The organism is Angelakisella massiliensis, from assembly GCF_900104675.1.
Lineage (GTDB): Bacteria > Bacillota > Clostridia > Oscillospirales > Ruminococcaceae > Angelakisella > Angelakisella massiliensis.
Genome location: NZ_LT629944.1, coordinates 108,250 through 127,086, shown reverse-complemented (window position 1 = coordinate 127,086; position 18,837 = coordinate 108,250). Strand labels below are relative to the sequence as shown.

Genomic DNA, 18,837 nt, shown 5'->3' with positions numbered 1-18,837 from the left:
TATCACAGCACTGGAAACAGCGGTAGAAAGCAGGCTCGTTATGGATGAAAACAGATGAGATTAGTTCCGCACATTTTCTGCAAAGAAAAAAGCCGGGTTTCCGAAGAAACCCGGCCCACGATCACTGAGGGATCAGAATGTTACTGCATGGAAGAAGAATTGGAGTTCTCATAGGACTCCACCATCTTCTTGACCATCTCGCCGCCGATGCTGCCGGCCTGACGGGAGGTGAGGTCGCCGTTATAACCCTGCTTCAGGGTAACGCCCACAGTCTGGGCAGCCTCGTTCTTGATCTTGGACAGAGCTTCCTTCGCTTTCTTGTTAGCCATAATGAAAATACACTCCTTAAAAGTAGTTGTTGAATTTGATGTTTTGGCGTTTGCGCTATTATTGTGTGCGCACTCTTTCGGGATATAACAGTCAGTTTTTGACAAAAATGTGAAAGAAAATTTTCTTGCCCCACCAGGCGGAGAAAGGAGAAACTTGATTGGTTTTTTAAAAAAAGAAAGATCGGCAGGAAGATATCATCGCGGCATTGACAAGGGCCGCTTTTGGATGCTAAAATACAACAGTAATGAGCAATGGCGTTCGTTTTCAGGGGGAAGGTGCCCTCTGTTTACGAACGCTTTTCCATTAAAGAAATGGGAGAAGAGTGTGGGGAAAGGTTTGTTTTCAGTTTCTTCTCTCCCATCTGAAGGCTGCCGGGATCAGTTGGCTGTGCCATGGAAAAGCGTATCCCTGAGCGGCAGGATTTGAATTTCAGGAAAGCGGGTGTTTGTATGAAATATTCTCCCCAGGAAGTACTGCAATACGTCCGGGAGGAGGACGTTAAATTCATTCGTCTTGCCTTTTGTGATATTTTCGGCAGACAGAAAAATATTGCCATCATGCCGGGAGAACTGCCCCGGGCCTTTGAACATGGCATTGCGATTGATGCTTCCGCTATTCGGGGCTTCGGGGATGAGACCAGATCCGATCTCCTTTTGCGGCCGGACCCGGAGACACTGACAGATCTGCCCTGGCGTCCGGAGCATGGGCGTGTGGTACGGATGTTCTGCTCGGTTTGCCATCCTGACGGGACCGTGCTGGACAACGACACCAGGAGCCTGCTGAAAAAGGCGGTAGAGCAGGCGGAAAAGCAGGGAATCCACTTTTTCTTCGGTTCAGAGCTGGAGTTTTATCTTTTCCGCCTCAACGAAAAAGGGGAGCCTACCAAAGAGCCTCATGACCAGGCGGGATATATGGATGCGGCGCCGGAGGACAGAGGAGAAAATGTCCGCCGGGAGATCTGCCTGACTCTGGAGAGAATGGGCATTTTCCCCGAAAGCTCTCATCATGAGGAGGGCCCGGGCCAGAACGAGATCGACTTCCGCTATTCCAGGCCGCTGAACGCGGCGGATGACGCCATGACTTTTCAGACAGTGGTCAAGGCGGTGGCGGGGGCCAATGGACTGTGGGCGGATTTTTCCCCCAAGCCTTTGACAGGACGGCCGGGAAACGGATTCCACATCAATATTTCCGCCCGCAGCGACAGTGGAGAAGATCTGCTGCCCTGGATCATCGCTGGTATTCTGGAAAAGATTCCGGAAATGACAGTTTTTCTTAACCCAAGTTCTCAATCCTATCAGCGGTTCGGCAGCGCCAAAGCACCCCGGTATATCTCCTGGTCACAAGAAAATCGTTCTCAGCTCATCCGGGTCCCGGCGGCTGCGGACGCCTATCGCCGGGCGGAGCTGCGCTCGCCGGATCCCATGGCCAATCCGTATCTGGCTTTTGCCCTGCTGATTTATGCGGGTCTTTATGGCATTTCCCAGAAGCTTCCCCTGGTGGAACCGGCAGACATCAATCTGTTCACTGCCCCGGGAGAAGTGCTTCAAAAATTCAAAGCCCTGCCGGAAAGCCTGCAGGAAGCGGCGGCAACGGCCAGAAACAGTGATTTTATAAAACAGAGGATGCCGGCTGGTTTGGTGGAACTGTACTGCGGACAACGATGAAGATTTGCTGTAGAAAATAAGAGAAGGGGAGGGAAGCTGCGATGAGCCTCAAGGAACGGTCCTACAGTGTTCTGCTGGTGTCAGCGTCGGAAAGCTTTAATGGGGCGCTGCTTCCGCTGCTTTCCGGCCCTCCTTATACTTTGGTGAGACAGGAGGCCAGTGTGGGTGCGGCCAGACGGGCTCTGCTTGAAAAGGCGTTTGATTTTGTTATTGTCAATGCTCCCCTGCCTGACGAAACCGCTGTGGGTTTTGCGGTGGATTTGTGCCGGGAAGGAGAATCGGTAGTATTACTGCTGGTCAGACGGGAGATGTATCCGGAAATTTATGATCAGGCAGCGGAGCAGGGAGTTTTTCTCCTGCCCAAGCCCACCTCCCGGCAGATGGCGATTCAGGCGTTGGAATGGATGGCAAGTGCCAGGGAACGGCTGAGAAAAGCGGGGAAAAAGACCCTGACCCTTGAGGAAAAAATGGAGGAGATCCGTCTGGTCAACAGGGCCAAATGGCTGCTGATTGACAAAGAAGAGATGACCGAACCTCAGGCCCACAGAGCCATTGAAAAACGGGCGATGGACCGCTGCCTTACCCGCCGTCAGGTGGCGGAGGATATTATCAGCAGCTACGGTGCCTGCTCTCCATCCAGGAAGAATCCCTGATATTTGCGCAAGCGTTTTAAGCACATCAGGAATATCGCTTTAGTGGGAAGGGATAGTTCCTTCGGGAAAATCTGATGTCCGTCATCTGAAGGATACAGTTTCAAAAGAGCACTCCCTTTGGGCACAGCTTTTTCCAACAGCTTTTGCATACGCTCAGCAGATAAAACGCCCCCGGTGGTTTACCACCGGGGGCATCAAACTGTAGAAAACCTGTTTCCAAGAAAAAATTCAAAATCATAAAAATCAGGACATGTGCCTGATTTTTATACCACGACCCGCGCCCACCGGGGCGCGAAACCGGGGGTATCGCCGCTGGTTTCGTCAGGAACCAAGCGGCGTATCCAGGGGGACTGGGTCCCCCTGGAAGTGTGCCGAATGCCTTCGGCACACTCAGAGGGACATGTGCCTGATTTTTATACCACGACCCGCGCCCACCGGGGCGCGAAACCGGGGGTATCGCCGCTGGTTTCGTCAGGAACCAAGCGGCGTATCCAGGGGGACTGGGTCCCCCTGGAAGTGTGCCGAATGCCTTCGGCACACTCAGAGGGACATGTGCCTGATTTTTATACCACGACCCGCGCCCACAGGGGCGCGAAACCGGGGGTATCGCCGCTGGTTTCGTCAGGAACCAGAATCGTATCCAGGGGGACTGGGTCCCCCTGGAAGTGTGCCGAATTCCTTCGGCACACTTAAGGCCCCCGGTGGTTTACCACCGGGGGCCTTTGCTGTCTTTCAAAAAGTTATTTCAGGAATCCTTCGATGATCTTGGCTTCCGCCTCTTCAGGTGTGAGGCCAAGGGTCATCAGCTTGATCAGCTGTTCACCGGCGATTTTGCCGATGGCGGCTTCATGAATGAGGGCAGCATCCACATGGTTGGCAGTCAGCTCAGGAATGGCACTGACCACACCCTGATCCATGATGATAGCGTCACACTCGGAATGGCCGGTACATGCCACGTTGCCGTTGATGCAGGAGCGGAACAGCTGACGGGAATGATCCCTGGCCACAGAACGGGACACCAGGTCCGCGCCGGAGCCTTCCCCATTGAGATCCACAGTGAAGGCGGTTTCAGCGTACTGCTCCCCGTGGGTCATCAGCTTTTCTTTCACCACCACTTTAGCCCCCGCCGCTACAGCAGCCTTGGTGATGCGCTTGGTGGAATCCACGCCTTTGATCTGCATGGTGTCCATTTCCAGATAGGAGCCTTCGTCAAGTACGATATAGGTTTGAGGATTGATCAGCCGTTTGCCGGTGCCTTTGCCGGTGCCCACATGCTTTTCCACATACCGTACCCGGGCATTTTTGGCCACGGAGAAGCTGTGAATGCCGTTATGGACAGCGTCCTCCTCTCCTTCGCTGTGAACGCCGCAGCCGGCGATGATGGTTACGTCCGCGTCTTCGCCGATGATGAAGTCATTATAAACCAGGTCATTGACGCCGCTGTGGGTGACGCAGGCAGGAATATAAATTTTTTCTCCCTTGGTACCGGGTTTGACGATAATGTCGATGCCGGGTTTATCCTTTTTGGGAACGATATCCACGTTGGCAGTGGACTGACGGCCCGCGCAGCCGCTGTCCTCCCGGATATTATAGGCCCCGTCGGGTTCCCCTTTCAGGTCCGCGATCATGGCCAGAAGGCTTTTGGTAATCTCATTCATGGTCGTTGACACACTCCTGTCCGCAGCAGAATTTGCACTTGCCTCCCAGCAGTTCGGGGAGGACATGGTTTTTGGACCCCTGGGCGGCCACCTTTCCGTCTGCCAGAACGATGATCCGGTCCGCCACATCCAGGATGCGCTCCTGATGGGAGATGATCATCAAAGAGCCCTTCAGTTCCCGGCGCAATTTATGGAAAACATCGATGAGGTTGTTGAAGCTCCACAGGTCGATGCCTGCTTCCGGCTCATCAAAGATGGACAGGCGGGTGCGCCGCGCCATGATCATGGCAATTTCGATCCGTTTGATTTCACCGCCGGACAAGCTTCCGTTTACTTCCCGGTCGATATACTCGGAAGCGCACAGTCCCACTTCGCACAAATAGGTGGAAGCCTGCTCATCGGTCAGCTGCTCGCCTGCCGCCAGATGAAGCAGCTCCCGGACCGTCAGACCCTTAAAGCGTACCGGCTGCTGAAAGGCGAAGCTGACCCCCATTTTGGCCCGTTCGGTGATGCTTTTATTGGTGATGTCCACTCCGTCAAACAGGATCTGACCGGAGGAGGGCTGAATGATACCAGCGATGACCTTGGCCAGGGTGGATTTTCCGCCGCCGTTGGGGCCGGTAATGACCACCAGCTTGCCGTCATCCACTGTAAAGCTGACGTCGTTGAGCAGCTCCGCGCCGTCTTCCACAGTCAGCGAGATGTTTTTCAGTTCCAGCATTTTTCTGCTGCCTCCCGTATTTTGATTTCCAATTGTAGATTTAATTGGTAGACAATTATTACAATACACTTTTCCCTATCATTTGTCAAGATTTTGCCGACATCCCCATCCCTATGGAAAGACAGCTGAAAATTTCAAAGCCCCATTCAAATGTGTAAACGCTGCCTGGGGCAGGAAGGCCGAAAAAACGGAGGAGCAGAACGCCTTGACAGCCCGAAGACCCATATGACATTTTTGATGTATGGAATGTGATCAGATGCGCCTATTGGTTTTCCCGCTAAACAGCAAAAACGGGCGCCTTGCACCCAAGTGCAGCAGCGCCCGTGTCAGTTTGTTTTATTTCAAAAGTCTGAGGGAAGGAAAGAACCGTTTTGAACAAAGCAGATTGAGATGCCCGGAAAACCGGTTCAATCGTTGCTTTGGACAGAAGGCTTGAGAAAAGCCATCAGCAGCATTCCGATTACAGAGCCCACAAGGAGAGCGGCCAGAAACATCAAAGGTTTTTCCATCACCGGCAGCACAAAAATCCCCCCGTGGGGAGCGGGCAGCCGGCAGCGAAAGGCCATCGTCCAGGCTCCGGCTACGGCAGCGCCTGCCACACAGCTGGGAAAGACCCGCAGCGGGTCTGTGGCGGCGAAGGGAAGCGCGCCTTCTGTAACAAAGGAAAGGCCCAGTATATAGTTGGTCAGGGCGGATTGACGTTCTCTGGGACGGAAGCGGTTGGGAAAGAAGGTGGCGCACAGGGCGATGGCAAGAGGCGGCACCATGCCTCCAGCCATAATGGCCGCCATAATGGCGGAAGGCAGCAGATCGCCGCTGGGACTGAGGAGGGAAGCCGTACCGAAGAGATAAACCGCTTTGTTGACAGGACCTCCCATATCCAGAGCCATCAGGGAAGCCAGGGCAGCGCCCAGCAGCATCCCTCCGGTAGCGCTGATATTTTCCAGGGCGCTGGTGGCCAGCACATTGAGTGCGGCCAGGGGAGGATTAATGAAGAACATAACGGCAAAGCCGATGATCAAGGTGCCCAACAGAGGATAAAACAGCATGGAACGGATGCCCTCCACACTTTTGGGCAGTGGGGCGAAAAGACGGCGCAGCAGCTGCACCAGATATCCTCCCAAATAACCCGCCAGCAGGGCGCCCAAAAATCCGGATCCCCCTGCGCTGGCTAAAGCGCCTCCCAGAAACCCTACCATCAGCGCGGGCCGGTCCCCGATGGACACAGCGATGTAACCGGACAAAACCGGCAGCATCAGCCGAAAGGACTGCAAGCCCACCGTCCGCAGAAAGTCTCCTACAGAGGAATTCTGCCCCAGTGTAAACAGGGAATCCCCCGGAGCCAGCAGGGTATCGGCCAGAAAAGACAGGGAAATGATGATTCCCCCGCCGATGACGAAGGGGAGCATATGGGAAACGCCGTTCATCAGATAACGGTACCACCGTCGGGGCAGGGATTCCCCGTGAATGGGTCCGCCGTCCGGATCGTTTTTCAGCAGCAGGTCGGTAATTTGAGGACGGGTTGTTTCCTGAAGCATCCCGCCTCCGTCCACAGCCCGCAGCAAAAGCTCCCTGCTGTGATGAATGGCGTAGGAGGTACTCACCTGGATCACAGGACGGCCATTGAAGCGATCCATTGGAATGTTGCGGTCGGCGGCGATGATGATACATTCCGCCTGAGCGATTTCCGCTGGGGTCAGGCAATTCCTCACACCTTCCGCCCCCTGAGTTTCCACCTTCAGAGACAGCTGCAGCTCTTCAGCCATGTTTTCCAAAGCCTGGGCCGCCATATAGGTATGAGCGATCCCTGTAGGACAGGCGGTTACAGCCAGCAGACGATACCGGCGGGAACCGGTTTTTGCATCTTCTGCCGTTTCCGGTGCGTTTTTTGAACCGGCCGGAGTTTGTTCCGCTTCCAGCAGTGCCTGGCGAAACTCCCTGGCGTCAGCCGCCAAAATCAGCTTTTGCTGCAGATCCCGGTTCATCAGCAGCCGGGCAAGGGTGCTCAGCACAGAAAGATATACACCGTTATCCTGTTCCGGCGCGGCGATCAGGAACAGCAGCCGAACCGGCTGACCGTCCATGGAAGCATATTCCACTCCGTCAGGAATAGTCATAGCGGCCAGGGCAGGACGCAGTACAGCGGAGCATCTGCCATGGGGGATTGCCAGACCGCCGCCGGCGCCTGTAGATCCCTCGGCTTCCCGCCGCAGGACCTGTGCCAGAAATTGTTCTTCACTGGAGAGGACCTTTTCAGAGCGCAGCAAACGGACCGCTTGCTGAAGAGCATCATTTTTATCCGCTGCATGAGCGCCGGTCAAGATCTGTTTCTCCGGCAATAGATCGGAGATCAGCAAATAAAATCCCCCTTTCTGTCCCATTTATTTCATTGTAGCAGAAACATCTGCATTTTGATACTATTTTATAGACAACTTTACGGCAAAAAGAAAAACGCGGTCGAAATACCGCGTTTCAAAAGCTCTTTTCTGTAAAAGAGTGTCCCTGGAGAGACTTTTTTATTGCTGATAAAAATAGGTGGAGCCATCCACTTCCCGGCACCAGGGAGCCTTGGCCAACACAGCAGCTACCGCCGCTTTTTTCAGTCCGGTGGCCCGTACAATTTCATTCATGTGGATCAGCTTGGAAGCGTTGGCGCGGAAGTAGGCTTCCACCACCGCAGAATCCTCCTCCTTGACCGCCTGAGGCGCAGCGGCTTTTTTCACCGGTGTGCTCTCAATAAAATTGCTCTTCTGGTAGGCACGGTAAACCGCCTGGATACGGCTGACAATTCCCACCGACAAATCGGCTGCGATGCCCAGTTCCTCAAAGGAGCATCTGGCCAGATCATCCATTGTCACCCAGCCCCGCTGGTTACAATATTTCAGAAATCCTGCATAAGCCTCGCTGGTATAGATATCCTTGATCCGATCCGTATCGGATTCCTCCTTTCTGTCTTAAATACATCTCAAACACTAAATATTCTATCCGAATTTTTCCTCTGCCGCAAGACTTGACATTTTTCCCCTTTATTGCTAGGAGAGATTTTTTTGAAAAAATGTCCGCTTTTGGCGGATAAAACAGTTGCTTTTTGGCTTTGGCGGGATTACAATGTCTCAGGTAATCCTGGCTTTTGGAATTCTGGGGACAAGGAGCGGTCCAGCATGAGCGTTTCACAGCAAATTATATTTTTTACTGAAATCATCGGCACGATTGCCTTTGCTTTTTCCGGCGCCACCGTGGCCATCCGCCGCAGGATGGATATATTCGGCGTACTGGTATTGGGGGGATGTACCGCAGTGGGCGGCGGTTTGATCCGGGATCTGATCCTGGGAAACATTCCTCCCAGTATGTTCCGCAAACCGGTATATGTGGCTGTTTCAGCAATCACCAGCCTGGCGGTTTTTATACTCATACGCAGGAATAATCATCTGCTGGAGGAGGAGGGCAGCCAGCGCTTCCTTCGTTTTATTGAGCTGATGGACGCCATCGGTCTGGGAGCATTCACAGTGGTGGGCGTGAATACCGCTGTGGAGCTGGGATATGAAAACAATTCCTTTCTGATGGTCTTTGTGGCGGTTCTCACCGGTGCAGGCGGCGGTATCCTCCGGGATGTGCTGGGGGGGATTACGCCCATCGTGCTGCGCAAACGGGTATATGCTCTGGCCTCCATTGCCGGAGCGATAGTACATTTGATGCTGATGAAACCGCTGGGATCTCTGGCCATGTTCGCGGGCGCGGGAGTAGTGGTGCTGATTCGCTTTCTGGCAGCCCAGTACCGTTGGGACCTTCCTGTGGCTATCCCCAAGCATTCCAGCACCGGCACCTGAAGGCTGTGACCAACTGGTAAAACCGGCAAGTATCAAACAAAGCTCTCCATCCACAGACTGTCCTGGATGGAGAGCTTTTGCTTGAGAAACATATTCAAATGGTTTCAGTAGTTTCCCGTTCCAGCCACTGGTACAGGTCTTCGTAAACCTCTGTACGATTGATTTCGTTGAACATTTCATGACGTCCGCCGGGATAAAGCAGCAGCGTTACGTCATCCAAGCCCCGTTTAAGCAGCTTTTCCGCCACTTCCCGGGGCCCTTTTCCATAATTGCCCACCGGGTCCTCCTCACCGGAAATGAGCAGTACCGGCAGGGTTCGGCGCACAGCACCATACCATTCTTTACGGTTGCACAGCAGCAGCATCTGAAACAGATCGTAGTAAGCGGACACGCAGAATTTAAAGTTGCAGTAGGGGTCCTGGACATAAGCGGCGCAAATATCCGGGTCCCGGCTGATCCAGTCCGCCCAGGTTCTGGGATGGTGGATACGGCGATTGAAGGATTTACTGGCCGCGCCGTATACAGCGTTGGAGACATAACGGGGGCCATGGAGCACAATGGAAGAGGCAGCCATGGATTTACCGGCCAGTGCGGCGGGAGTGGTGCCTGCTGTACCGCTGAGAATCAGTCCGGTGATGTTCATGCCGAAAGCGTGAAGGTACATCCGGGCGATAAAAGAGCCCATGCTGTGCCCCAGCAGATACCAGGGCAGCCTGGGAAAGCGGGGAGCAAGCTTTTGGCGCAGCAGCTCCAGATCCTCCACCAGATAGCTCCAGCTGCCGACATTGCCAAAATAGCCCAGCCGTTCACGGTTGAGCAGAGCGGTATTTTTATGGCCCAAATGGTCGTTGCCGCAGACGGCGTAGCCGCGGTCGCAAAGATATTGCGCCAGCTGCTCATAGCGTCCCACATACTCGCACATTCCGTGGCTGATCTGGACCATACCCTTGACGGGAACATCATCCTCCGGCAGGAACAGCTTCGCGGAAATGCGGCTGCGGCCATTGGAGGAAAGATAGATAACGGTTTCCTTCTTCATGATGACACCTCAAAACATATGGTGCGGCCTTTACGCGATCACCCGGTCCCGAAGAGTGACAGGACTGAGCTTGCCGTCATGGTCCACAGTAAAAAAGGAAACCTGCTCAAAGCGCATCCAGATTTTGTGAAGAAGGGAATTGCTTTTTTGGGGCAGGCCGGTGACCACATTGGAAGGACGGTTATCCCGAATCAGTTGGGTGATGAAACGGGAGGGCTCGTCGCTGTAATGAATCATCATTGCCGCATCGTTCTCTTTGGATATACGATACAGATATTCAATAGCCTCAGGATTCTGCGCCACGCCGGCGGCGGCCACGTTGATGACCTCCAGGGTGGTGCCGTCCCGCTGGGCCAACTGACGGCCGGCACGGATAAGCCGCTCACACTTGAACTGATCGGTTACCAACACCAGCGTCAACGGTTGGAGCGCCATGCCCATTTCCGTCCTGCTTTTCAAATCCATCGACCCCCGTTGAAGTTGTTGACTGACAGATGGTGCCCTTTATGGAGGGGCATCACCGCTGTCTGGAGGACAATTTTCGCAAAAGACCTCCAGCTTTTTTATTATACACCTTATTTGTAGAAAAAGAAACCGCCCCGGGGAAAGATTAACTGAAAGTTTGCAATTGGGGCGCGAGAAGATTTCCAGCCAATGATTTGACAAAGGGGCTGTTCCGTTGTATTATGTTTTTAGTTATGTTTTCTAAAGGTGAATTTATCCAAAGCGTTATTTTTGTATGGAAACCACGGGCCGCGGCTGCGGCTTTTATAGAGGTAGCAGAAGACGGAAAAGGAGAGAAAGAATAATGAAGAATGAAAAACCAGTATCCAGTTCAGTCATTAATCGGCTGCCCCGTTATTATCGCTTTTTAGGGGAGCTGTTGGATAAAGGCGTCACCAGAATTTCTTCCAAAGAGCTTTCCCAGCTGATGAAAGTTACTGCCTCTCAGATCCGACAGGATCTCAACTGCTTCGGCGGTTTTGGCCAACAGGGCTACGGCTATAATGTAGAGCTGCTTCATCGGGAGATTGGAAGTATTTTGGGTGTGACCAATCTGACCCCTGCCATTCTCATCGGCGCGGGCAATCTGGGTAAGGCCATTGCCAACCAGGTGGACCTGCGTCGCTGCGGCTTCCAGCTGATCGGAGCTTTTGACCGGACGGATGGAACCGCCGGACAGCAGCTGGCCAACCTTACCATTCAGGACATTTCGGAGCTGGAGGATTTTTGCAACGTACACCATCCCCGTATCGCCATCATCTGCGTTTCCAAACAAGCGGCGGAGAGTTTGGCGGACCATCTGGTACGCCTGGGCATCATCGGGTTTTGGAATTTTTCCTCTTATGACTTTGCCTACAGCCATGAGAATGTTTCCACTGTCAATGTTCATCTTCGGGATAGTCTGATGACACTGTCCTATCTGGTGAGCCATCGGGACGATTCCCCCTCCTGCTGAAAGAGAAGCTTTGATTTTCGTCAGCTGTGTGCTTTGTTTGAAGGACACAGCTGGCGTTTTTGCGTATCACAAGAGATTTTTTGGGGAAACCTTTGTCCTGCTGTAGACTTTTATATAGAAAATGCTATAATAATGGATGTTATTTGTTGATTTTTGACCGATTTTTCATGTAAAAAGCGAATTCAGCACAAACAAAGCAACGGAACAGGCGGGATAAATTTATGGAAATTATCTTGGTTGGCTGCGGAAAAGTGGGCATGGCCCTGGCTCGTCAGCTGAGTGAGGAAGGGCACAGCGTAACGGTAGTGGATACCAAGCGGGAGCGGATCGAGCGGGTCACCGAGGAATTTGACGTTATGGGAATTGTGGGCAACGGCTCCTCCATTAACGTGCTTACCGAGGCGGGAATGCAGGATGCCGATCTGCTTATTGCGGTAACAGGCTCTGACGAGCTGAATTTGCTGTGCTGTATGTTCGCGAAGAAAGCGGGACATTGCCACGCCATTGCCCGTGTGCGCAATCCCGCTTACAGCCATGAGCTGGATTTTATCAAGCAGCAGCTGGGCATTTCCACCATCATCAATCCTGAATTGGCGGCAGCCACTGAAATCTCCCGTCTGCTTCGTTTTCCCGCTGCCAGCAACATTGATACCTTTGCGGACGGCAGGGTGCGCCTGATCAAGTTTGAGCTTCAGCCCTACCATGGCCTGGACGGAGCTTTTCTCAAAGACATTCCCGGCCGGGTGGGATGTGATATTCTGGTGTGCGCCGTGGAGCGGGGAACGGAGGTCATCATCCCCGGAGGAGATTTTATGCTTCAAAACGGAGATTTAGTCTCTTTCCTGGCCACCCATGAGAACGCGGTGGATTTTTTTGTCAAGCTGAAAATGCCTACCCATCCTGTGCGCAGCGCCTTGATCGTGGGAGGAGGAACCATCGGTTATTATTTGGCCAAGGATCTGACCGCAAAAGGTATCCGGGTGCGGATCGTGGAGCGGGATGAGGAGCGGTGCGACACACTGGCGGAGCTTTTGCCGGATGCCACCATCCTGCATGGAGACGGTACCGACCGTCAGCTGCTGCTGGCGGAGGGCCTGCCCATTGCGGAATCCTTTGTTTCACTGACCAATATGGACGAAGAAAATATTCTTTTGGCCCTCTTCGCCAAAAAGCACAGCCACGCCAAGCTCATTACCAAAGTCAACCGTCTGGAGTTTGATGACATTCTGGACGGGCTGGACCTGGGGAGTGTGGTATATCCCAAGTACATCACCTGCGATTTTATCATTCAGTATGTCCGTGCGCTTCAAAACAGGGCCGGAAACAATCTCAAAACGTTGTACCGGATTCTGGATGACCGGGTGGAGGCGCTGGAGTTTACGGTATCGGAGCAATCGGAGATCACCGGTGTCCCTCTGCAGCAGCTGCCGCTGAAAGGAAATCTGCTGCTGTGCTGCATTACCCGGGGGGACCAGGTGATCATCCCCAGAGGCGGAGACTGCATTCAGGTGGGAGATTCCGTCATTGTGGTGACGCTGGAACGAGGGCTGCATGATCTGCGGGATATCATTGCTTGTTGACGGAGGACCGATATGAATCTGCATATGGTCATTTATCTGCTGGGATGGCTGCTGCTGTGCGAAGGGGCGCTGATGGTCCTTCCGCTGCTGGTGGCGTTTTTGGATATGGACAGCGGTATTTCCGCCTTTATGATCACCATTGCGCTGTGTCTGCTGCTTGGATGGCTTATGGTCCGCCGCAAGCCGGCCAAAAGGATGCTGTATCTCCGGGAAGGCTTTGTGGTTACAGCCTTGGGCTGGATCGTCATCAGCGTCTTTGGAGCGCTGCCCTTCTTGTTTACTGGGGCAATTACCGATCCCATCAGTGCCTTGTTTGAGACGGTGTCCGGTTTTACCACCACCGGCGCCAGCATCCTGACGGATGTGGAGGTGCTGCCGCGAAGTCTGCTGTTTTGGCGCAGTTTCACCCACTGGATCGGGGGTATGGGGGTACTGGTGTTTTTGTTAACGCTGCTGCCCCTGACAGGAGGTTCCCACATCAACCTGATGCGGGCGGAAAGCCCCGGCCCTCAGGTGGAAAAGCTGGTACCCAAGGTACAGTCCACAGCAAAGATCCTTTACGGCATCTACATCCTGCTGACGATTTTGGAAATTTTGCTGTTGCTGGCGGGCAGGATGCCCTTGTTTGATGCTGTTACCACCACATTCGGTACAGCAGGTACCGGGGGCTTCGGCATCAAAAATAACAGTATCGCTGGATATTCAACTTACCTGCAAAATGTAGTAACAGTGTTTATGATCCTCTTCGGGGTCAACTTCAATTTCTACTTTTTGCTGCTGCTGCGGCGGTTCCGCAAAGCCTTTTCCATGGAGGAGGTTCGGGCTTATCTGCTGATTATTGCCGCGGCCATCCTGATCATTACTCTCAACATTCGGGATATGTATGAAAGCCCCCTTCACGCCTTTCAGCAGGCGGCCTTCCAGGTGGGTTCCATCATCACCACCACCGGTTTTTCCACCACCGACTTTGATTTGTGGCCGGAGGTGTCCAAAACTATCCTGGTGCTGCTGATGTTCATCGGCGCCTGCGCGGGCAGTACCGGCGGTGGTATCAAGGTTTCCCGCTTTACCATTCTGTTCAAGTCCATCCGCAAGGAGCTGCATCATTTCATCCATCCCCAGCGGGTGGAGAAGATTGTAGTGGACGGTCATACCGTCACCCATGAGGTGCTGCGGTCCATCAATGTGTTCCTCATCACTTATTTTGTGGTTTTTTCCGTGTCTGTATTGCTGGTGGGCTTTGACAACCACGATCTGATCACCAACTTCACCGCTGTAGCCGCTACCCTCAACAACATCGGTCCCGGCCTGGAGCTGGTGGGTCCCATCCGCAACTTTTCCCTGTTTTCCGGGGGCGCCAAGCTGGTGCTGATTTTTGATATGCTGGCGGGACGTCTGGAGCTGTTCCCCTTGCTGCTGCTGTTTACCAAGGAGACCTGGAAAAGATTCTGAATTTTTCCCAAAACCTAAAATGATAAAGAAAGACCCTGGAGCGTGCCCGTTTCTGACGGACCGTATCCAGGGTCTTTGGTTGTTGGAATACCTGGCGGGAGTTTTAAAGACTCCCCCTTGCTTCCAGAGCGTCCTGCTGGCGGCGAAGCTTCAGCAGAACGGAATCCTCGTCCGGCTGCACCATATCCCAGGTGAGTATAGTTCCCTGAGGAATATCCCGGAGCACTTTGACCCCCGGAGAGGTCAGCCCCATGGGGAAGGCATTGCAAGCTTTCGCCTCAGTTCTGGTGAGGATGGTGCCGTAAGAGGTATATCCGCCGATTCCATCCAGGGTTTCTCCAGCTTTCAGATCCCGTTTGGCCACAGCCACAGTATCGGCGTAGGGAGCTCCGGCGGCGGGGAGGATGGAACCTTCCCCATACAGCACTGCCCGGAGGATAGTCCGGGGGGTCTCCAGACTGGTGAGATGATAGGGACGGTACAGCAGATAATGGGGGCCTTCTCCCTGGGAGAGATAGGCAAGCTCCTGCCGCAGCTCCTGGTGGGGGGTGGTGTAAATGAGAAATACCCCGGGCGCCACACCGTTTACATACTCCACAACACCGTAATGTTCCAGGATGCCCCCTTCCTGCCGTGTCCGGTACAGCCGGAGGAGATCGTTCACCCCTCCCGCAGGGCCGTGAGCCCCCGGGCAGTCCGGCTGGAAACCGGTGGCGTTGGCCATGGCGGTCATCTCCACCATGGTTTTGGTGCCGTCCTGAAAGGAGGCCAGCATCCGGGGGTTCATCTGATGGCGGGCAGCGGCTTCGGCGGCGGTATCGGGATTGGAACTGTAGTTGAGGGGGTTGTTTTTTCCCTTGCCGATGACCAGGGGGGTCACTCCCATGGTGAGAGCAAAGTCATACAGCTCCATCACCGCTCCAGGTTCATCCCCGGCGGAGCCGGTATATACCACTCCCGCCTGGCGGGCCATACGGGTCAGCAGCGGACCCGCCACCACATCACTTTCCACGTTGAGGGAAACAATGTGCTTTCCCTCCTGGATGGCCTGGAGAGCGATGCGTCCCCCCGCTTCCGGGGAACCAGTGGCATCCACCACCACATCCACCATCCCCACCTGAGCGGGGAGACTGTCATCCTCGCTGAGAACGGTTTTCCCTGCCTCCAGAGCCGCCTGGGCCTGCTGGGGAGAGGAGGTCTCCACCAGATCCAAAGGAGAGAAGCCCGCTTCCAGCAGAATTTTTTTGGCCCGCTCCGGTCTGTGGTCCACCAGTACCCTGGGGCGGAACCCGGGCAGGTGAAGAGTTTGGGTCAGCAGCGCCCGTCCCATCTGCCCGATGCCCACCAGCCCCAGGAAAATGGGACCCTCTCGCTCCAGGCGGGTCATAGCTCCGCTCAGTCCATATGCGATCATATCGTTCCTTCTTTCTGCGCCTGCTCACTCCATGGGTCCGCCAGGGTGTGGCAGCGGTAAATTTGCCAGTCTTTCTCCAAAATAAGATGATCCAGAGCCCGGTTTGCCGCGGCGCTGTCAGGAAAGATGCCGAACACCGCCGCTCCCGCTCCGGTCATGGAGGCGCCCCAGGCCCCGGCTGCCAGCAGGGAATCCTTGGCCTTTTTCAGCAGTTGGGGAGCGGGTACCGCCTCTTCAAAGTGGTTGAGAAGTCCATGGGTGATCTGCCTCACATCACCTTGCTCCAATCCCTCCAAAAAGGAGGTGAGGGATATGGGAGTGGGGATTTCGGGGCGGCTGTCCAGACGGCGGTACATCTCCGGAGTGGAAAAAGAGGCGGGAGGCATCAGGATGATCAGCTCCAGCTGGGGGCCGGCGGGGAGGGGGGAGAGGATTTCTCCAATTCCCGCCGCAAGGGCAGGCTGTCCCAGCAGGCAAAAGGGAACGTCCGCCCCCAGGGATTTGCCCAATTTCATCAGCTCCTCCAGAGAGAGGGGAAGCTGAAACATCCGCGCAAGCCCCAGGAGAGTCCCGGCGCAGTCGCTGCTGCCTCCCCCCATGCCGCTGCCCCAGGGGATCTGCTTTTCCAGCTCCAGCTCCGCTCCGTCCAAAGCAAAGCGGTCTGCCAGCAGCCGCCAGGCCCGTACCACCAGGTTATCCTCCCCGGAAAGTTCCGGTATGGAGCAGTGAAAGCGGAAGCCGGAGGGAATCCTTCGGATGGTCAGCCGGTCCCGGAGGCTGACACTTTCCATCACCGAGCGGATGTGATGATAGCCATCCTCCCGACGCCCGAATACCTCCATGGTGAGATTGATTTTGGCGCAGGGAAAAAGGGTGAGAGTATCCATCAGCCTACCTCCTCCGCCGTTGCAATGCAGAAAACGCTGATGCCCAACCCTCTTCCAAAGTCGGTCAGCTGTTCTCCTGAAGTGGCGGTGATGCCCACGGAATTTTCCCCAAGGCCGGTCAGCTCCCCGATGGCCCGACGCATCTGGGGAATGTAAGGGCTGATGATGGGACGGGCGCACTCAATGGTAAAGGAGAGATGGGTCAGCCGTCCCCGGAGATATTTTAACGCCTCCAGCACATAGACCCGGCTGTTCTTTTCTCCGCTGCTGCAAATAATGTCCGCCCGGGTGCCCAGGATGTTTTCGCAGGTGATGCCGGAAATGGCGTTGCACAGGGCGTGGAGCACCACATCGCCGTCGCTGTTGGCCGACAGGCCGGGACAACCGGGAAAGGTCACGCCACCCAGAATCAGAGGCTTGCCGGTGGCGGGTTCCTCAAAGCGATGGCTGTCCTGGCCGATTCCGGTGCGCCAGACAGAGGCGGGAGCGGGGCGTTCCTCTTCCCGGCGGCAGAGGGCCAGGGCGTGCTGGTAGTCCTCCGGCCGGGTGACCTTGAAGTTGTCCCGGGAGCCCATCACCACCTGGACAGGAAAGCCCGCCTGCTCCATTACCATGCAGTCGTCAGTGAGAGACGGGTCCAGGGGGTCCGCTTGCTCATAGGCTTCCAGCAGCAGTTTTCGCCGGAAGGTCTGAGGGGACTGGATGAGCCAGGTGTCCTTTCGTGGGGTGGTATAACGAACCATCCGTCCGCTGTCACACACCTTGACTGTATCCACTGCCGGCACGCCGGCCACAGCGGCCCCGGTCTCCAAAGCCCCGGCAAGGCACCGGTCAATGACCTCCCCGCTGAGGAAGGGCCGTGCCCCATCGTGGACCAGCACCAGGTCTCCTTCAGCGGCTTTCACTCCCAGCAGAGAGGACTCGCAGCGGCTCTCTCCCCCGGGTATGACCGTCAGTCGTTCTTCGCCGGCAAACAGTCCCCGGCAGAATTCCACCCGGTCCTGCCGCGCCACCAGTACCACGGCATCCACCGCCGGATGCTCCAGAAAGGCGTGAACACTCCGCCACAGCAGCGGATGGCCCCCCAGGGGCTCGTACAGCTTATCCCGAAAACCATAGCGGGTACTGCTTCCCGCCGCCAGGATGACCGCCTGAACGGTTTGATTTTGCAGCATACCGTCACTCCTTGCAACTGATTTTGATTGTTGTCTGATTCTACATTCTACCATGGGCAGAGGGGGATTTTTTTAAATATTTTATCAAATTCCTGTAAAATTCTTTCTTTATTTTTTGCACCTTGACAATTCTGCTTTCAGGTCCGTATACTGATATCATTGTGATCCGATACTTTGCAGCACAAGCGATACCCCCAAAAGGAGGCGTCCGATGATGGAACAAAAAGAAGACCAGCTGCTGCTGGTGGATTTATATGACAATGTAACCGGTTATGCTTTCAAATCAGAGGCTCACCGCAGGCCGATGCTCCACAGGGCATTTTCGGTATTTCTTTTCCGTGGGGAAGAAATGCTTCTTCAGCAGCGGGCAGAGGAGAAGTATCATTCCGGCGGTCTGTGGTCCAATGCCTGCTGCTCCCATCCCAGGCCGGGGGAGAAGCTGGAGGAAGCGGTACGGCGGCGCACCATGATGGAGGTAGGAGCGGACTGCCCCATGACAGAGGTGTTTTCCTTTGTTTATTGTCACCGGTTTCATGAGCAGCTGTATGAGTATGAGTTCGACCATGTTTTTGTGGGAGAGTATGACGGTCCTCTCCGTGCGGAACCCACAGAGGTAGCCCAGCTGCGATGGGTGCCGATCCCCCAGCTGGAGCAGGAGCTTTTGACCCACCCGGAACAGTTTTCCGTCTGGTTTCTCACCGCCGCCCCCAAGGTGCTGGCTTTGAGGCGGGAGCAGGGGAGAAATGGGGAACAAACAGGAAAGGAAACGGATTGAAGCCCATTTTCAGGTGGCTTCAGCGTCTTCTCCATCAGACTTTGCTTCCCCAATCAGGGTGGATATGTGGTCGATTTTTATGCCACGCCCCACGTCTACCGGAGCGCAAAACCGGGGGACCCAATACCCCCTGGATATATGTATCCAACTTTTTCGAGATGTTCAAAAGGAGGAGTATCCCATCACAGGATACTCCTCCTTTT

17 protein-coding genes are annotated in these 18,837 nt (G+C 54.7%); 7 read left to right on the top strand and 10 right to left on the bottom strand.

What is annotated here, in order from left to right; genetic code table 11:
• Positions 1 to 140: 140 nt before the first annotated feature.
• Positions 141 to 329 carry an alpha/beta-type small acid-soluble spore protein gene (locus tag BQ5383_RS00970; protein WP_071428950.1) on the bottom strand — a complete coding sequence of 63 codons (189 nt, stop codon included), beginning with the start codon at positions 327 to 329 and terminating at the stop codon, positions 141 to 143.
• A gap of 450 nt (positions 330 to 779) precedes the next feature.
• Here BQ5383_RS00970 and BQ5383_RS00965 point away from each other — a divergent pair, with 450 nt between their 5' ends.
• On the top strand, positions 780 to 1,994 hold the full coding sequence (locus BQ5383_RS00965; RefSeq protein ID WP_071428949.1) for a glutamine synthetase family protein: 1,215 nt from the start codon (positions 780 to 782) through the stop codon (positions 1,992 to 1,994).
• Between the two features lie 41 nt (positions 1,995 to 2,035).
• The gene (locus BQ5383_RS00960; protein ID WP_071428948.1) at positions 2,036 to 2,647 is read left to right on the top strand and encodes an ANTAR domain-containing response regulator; all 612 of its coding nucleotides are present in this window, start codon (positions 2,036 to 2,038) and stop codon (positions 2,645 to 2,647) included.
• Positions 2,648 to 3,387: 740 nt separating this feature from the next.
• Here BQ5383_RS00960 and BQ5383_RS00955 read toward each other — a convergent pair.
• From BQ5383_RS00955 to BQ5383_RS00940, 4 genes are all read right to left on the bottom strand, one after another.
• Positions 3,388 to 4,305: a SufB/SufD family protein gene (locus BQ5383_RS00955; protein WP_071428947.1), complete on the bottom strand. Its 918-nt coding sequence runs from the start codon at positions 4,303 to 4,305 to the stop codon at positions 3,388 to 3,390.
• Positions 4,298 to 5,026: an ABC transporter ATP-binding protein gene (locus BQ5383_RS00950; RefSeq protein WP_071428946.1), complete on the bottom strand. Its 729-nt coding sequence runs from the start codon at positions 5,024 to 5,026 to the stop codon at positions 4,298 to 4,300. Before BQ5383_RS00950 ends, BQ5383_RS00955 begins: the two co-directional genes overlap by 8 nt.
• A gap of 407 nt (positions 5,027 to 5,433) precedes the next feature.
• Positions 5,434 to 7,383, bottom strand: coding sequence for a PTS fructose transporter subunit IIABC (locus BQ5383_RS00945; protein ID WP_071428945.1), 1,950 nt, complete (start codon positions 7,381 to 7,383; stop codon positions 5,434 to 5,436).
• 159 nt (positions 7,384 to 7,542) lie between these two features.
• Positions 7,543 to 7,878 (bottom strand): hypothetical protein, encoded by a 336-nt coding sequence (locus BQ5383_RS00940; protein WP_071428944.1) that lies wholly within the window; start codon positions 7,876 to 7,878, stop codon positions 7,543 to 7,545.
• Between the two features lie 309 nt (positions 7,879 to 8,187).
• Here BQ5383_RS00940 and BQ5383_RS00935 point away from each other — a divergent pair, with 309 nt between their 5' ends.
• A complete protein-coding gene (locus BQ5383_RS00935) occupies positions 8,188 to 8,853 on the top strand; it encodes a trimeric intracellular cation channel family protein (protein WP_071428943.1) in 666 nt (221 codons plus the stop codon).
• 94 nt (positions 8,854 to 8,947) lie between these two features.
• Here the strand turns inward: BQ5383_RS00935 and BQ5383_RS00930 are convergent, their stop codons facing one another.
• Complete coding sequence (locus BQ5383_RS00930; RefSeq protein WP_071428942.1) at positions 8,948 to 9,892, bottom strand: alpha/beta fold hydrolase; 945 nt, start codon at positions 9,890 to 9,892, stop codon at positions 8,948 to 8,950.
• Between the two features lie 30 nt (positions 9,893 to 9,922).
• Positions 9,923 to 10,351, bottom strand: coding sequence for a hypothetical protein (locus BQ5383_RS00925; RefSeq protein ID WP_139193307.1), 429 nt, complete (start codon positions 10,349 to 10,351; stop codon positions 9,923 to 9,925).
• A 349-nt stretch (positions 10,352 to 10,700) separates the two neighbouring features.
• On the opposite strand from BQ5383_RS00925, the gene BQ5383_RS00920 reads away from it, so the two are divergent.
• The 3 genes from BQ5383_RS00920 (at position 10,701) to BQ5383_RS00910 (ending at position 14,383) form a co-directional block, all read left to right on the top strand.
• Positions 10,701 to 11,351, top strand: a complete 651-nt coding sequence (locus tag BQ5383_RS00920; protein ID WP_071428940.1) for a redox-sensing transcriptional repressor Rex — start codon at positions 10,701 to 10,703, stop codon at positions 11,349 to 11,351.
• Positions 11,352 to 11,572: 221 nt separating this feature from the next.
• Positions 11,573 to 12,931, top strand: coding sequence for a Trk system potassium transporter TrkA (gene trkA / locus BQ5383_RS00915; protein WP_071428939.1), 1,359 nt, complete (start codon positions 11,573 to 11,575; stop codon positions 12,929 to 12,931).
• A gap of 12 nt (positions 12,932 to 12,943) precedes the next feature.
• Complete coding sequence (locus BQ5383_RS00910; protein WP_071428938.1) at positions 12,944 to 14,383, top strand: TrkH family potassium uptake protein; 1,440 nt, start codon at positions 12,944 to 12,946, stop codon at positions 14,381 to 14,383.
• 103 nt (positions 14,384 to 14,486) lie between these two features.
• On the opposite strand, the gene BQ5383_RS00905 is transcribed toward BQ5383_RS00910, so the two are convergent.
• The 3 genes from BQ5383_RS00905 to ispD are packed head-to-tail and all read right to left on the bottom strand — an operon-like array spanning position 14,487 to position 17,859.
• On the bottom strand, positions 14,487 to 15,797 hold the full coding sequence (locus tag BQ5383_RS00905) for an NAD(P)H-dependent oxidoreductase (RefSeq protein WP_071428937.1): 1,311 nt from the start codon (positions 15,795 to 15,797) through the stop codon (positions 14,487 to 14,489).
• Positions 15,794 to 16,684: a 4-(cytidine 5'-diphospho)-2-C-methyl-D-erythritol kinase gene (gene ispE, locus BQ5383_RS00900; protein ID WP_071428936.1), complete on the bottom strand. Its 891-nt coding sequence runs from the start codon at positions 16,682 to 16,684 to the stop codon at positions 15,794 to 15,796. The genes BQ5383_RS00905 and ispE overlap by 4 nt, the downstream gene beginning before the upstream one ends.
• Positions 16,684 to 17,859 (bottom strand): 2-C-methyl-D-erythritol 4-phosphate cytidylyltransferase, encoded by a 1,176-nt coding sequence (gene ispD / locus BQ5383_RS21410; protein WP_071428935.1) that lies wholly within the window; start codon positions 17,857 to 17,859, stop codon positions 16,684 to 16,686. Before ispD ends, ispE begins: the two co-directional genes overlap by 1 nt.
• Positions 17,860 to 18,070: 211 nt before the next feature.
• Between ispD and idi the strand changes: the two genes are divergently transcribed.
• A complete protein-coding gene (idi, locus tag BQ5383_RS00890; protein WP_207646797.1) occupies positions 18,071 to 18,634 on the top strand; it encodes an isopentenyl-diphosphate Delta-isomerase in 564 nt (187 codons plus the stop codon).
• Positions 18,635 to 18,837 lie beyond the last annotated feature (203 nt).

Coding starts and splice junctions, on each gene's coding strand:
- BQ5383_RS00955 (WP_071428947.1), bottom strand. CDS start 4,305: ATGAATGAGATTACCAAAAGCCTTCTGGCCATGATCGCGGACCTGAAA.
- BQ5383_RS00935 (WP_071428943.1), top strand. CDS start 8,188: ATGAGCGTTTCACAGCAAATTATATTTTTTACTGAAATCATCGGCACG.
- BQ5383_RS00905 (WP_071428937.1), bottom strand. CDS start 15,797: ATGATCGCATATGGACTGAGCGGAGCTATGACCCGCCTGGAGCGAGAG.
- ispE (WP_071428936.1), bottom strand. CDS start 16,684: ATGGATACTCTCACCCTTTTTCCCTGCGCCAAAATCAATCTCACCATG.
- BQ5383_RS00940 (WP_071428944.1), bottom strand. CDS start 7,878: ATGGATGATCTGGCCAGATGCTCCTTTGAGGAACTGGGCATCGCAGCC.
- BQ5383_RS00965 (WP_071428949.1), top strand. CDS start 780: ATGAAATATTCTCCCCAGGAAGTACTGCAATACGTCCGGGAGGAGGAC.
- idi (WP_207646797.1), top strand. CDS start 18,071: ATGATGGAACAAAAAGAAGACCAGCTGCTGCTGGTGGATTTATATGAC.
- BQ5383_RS00920 (WP_071428940.1), top strand. CDS start 10,701: ATGAAGAATGAAAAACCAGTATCCAGTTCAGTCATTAATCGGCTGCCC.
- ispD (WP_071428935.1), bottom strand. CDS start 17,859: ATGCTGCAAAATCAAACCGTTCAGGCGGTCATCCTGGCGGCGGGAAGC.
- BQ5383_RS00910 (WP_071428938.1), top strand. CDS start 12,944: ATGAATCTGCATATGGTCATTTATCTGCTGGGATGGCTGCTGCTGTGC.
- BQ5383_RS00930 (WP_071428942.1), bottom strand. CDS start 9,892: ATGAAGAAGGAAACCGTTATCTATCTTTCCTCCAATGGCCGCAGCCGC.
- trkA (WP_071428939.1), top strand. CDS start 11,573: ATGGAAATTATCTTGGTTGGCTGCGGAAAAGTGGGCATGGCCCTGGCT.
- BQ5383_RS00950 (WP_071428946.1), bottom strand. CDS start 5,026: ATGCTGGAACTGAAAAACATCTCGCTGACTGTGGAAGACGGCGCGGAG.
- BQ5383_RS00960 (WP_071428948.1), top strand. CDS start 2,036: ATGAGCCTCAAGGAACGGTCCTACAGTGTTCTGCTGGTGTCAGCGTCG.
- BQ5383_RS00970 (WP_071428950.1), bottom strand. CDS start 329: ATGGCTAACAAGAAAGCGAAGGAAGCTCTGTCCAAGATCAAGAACGAG.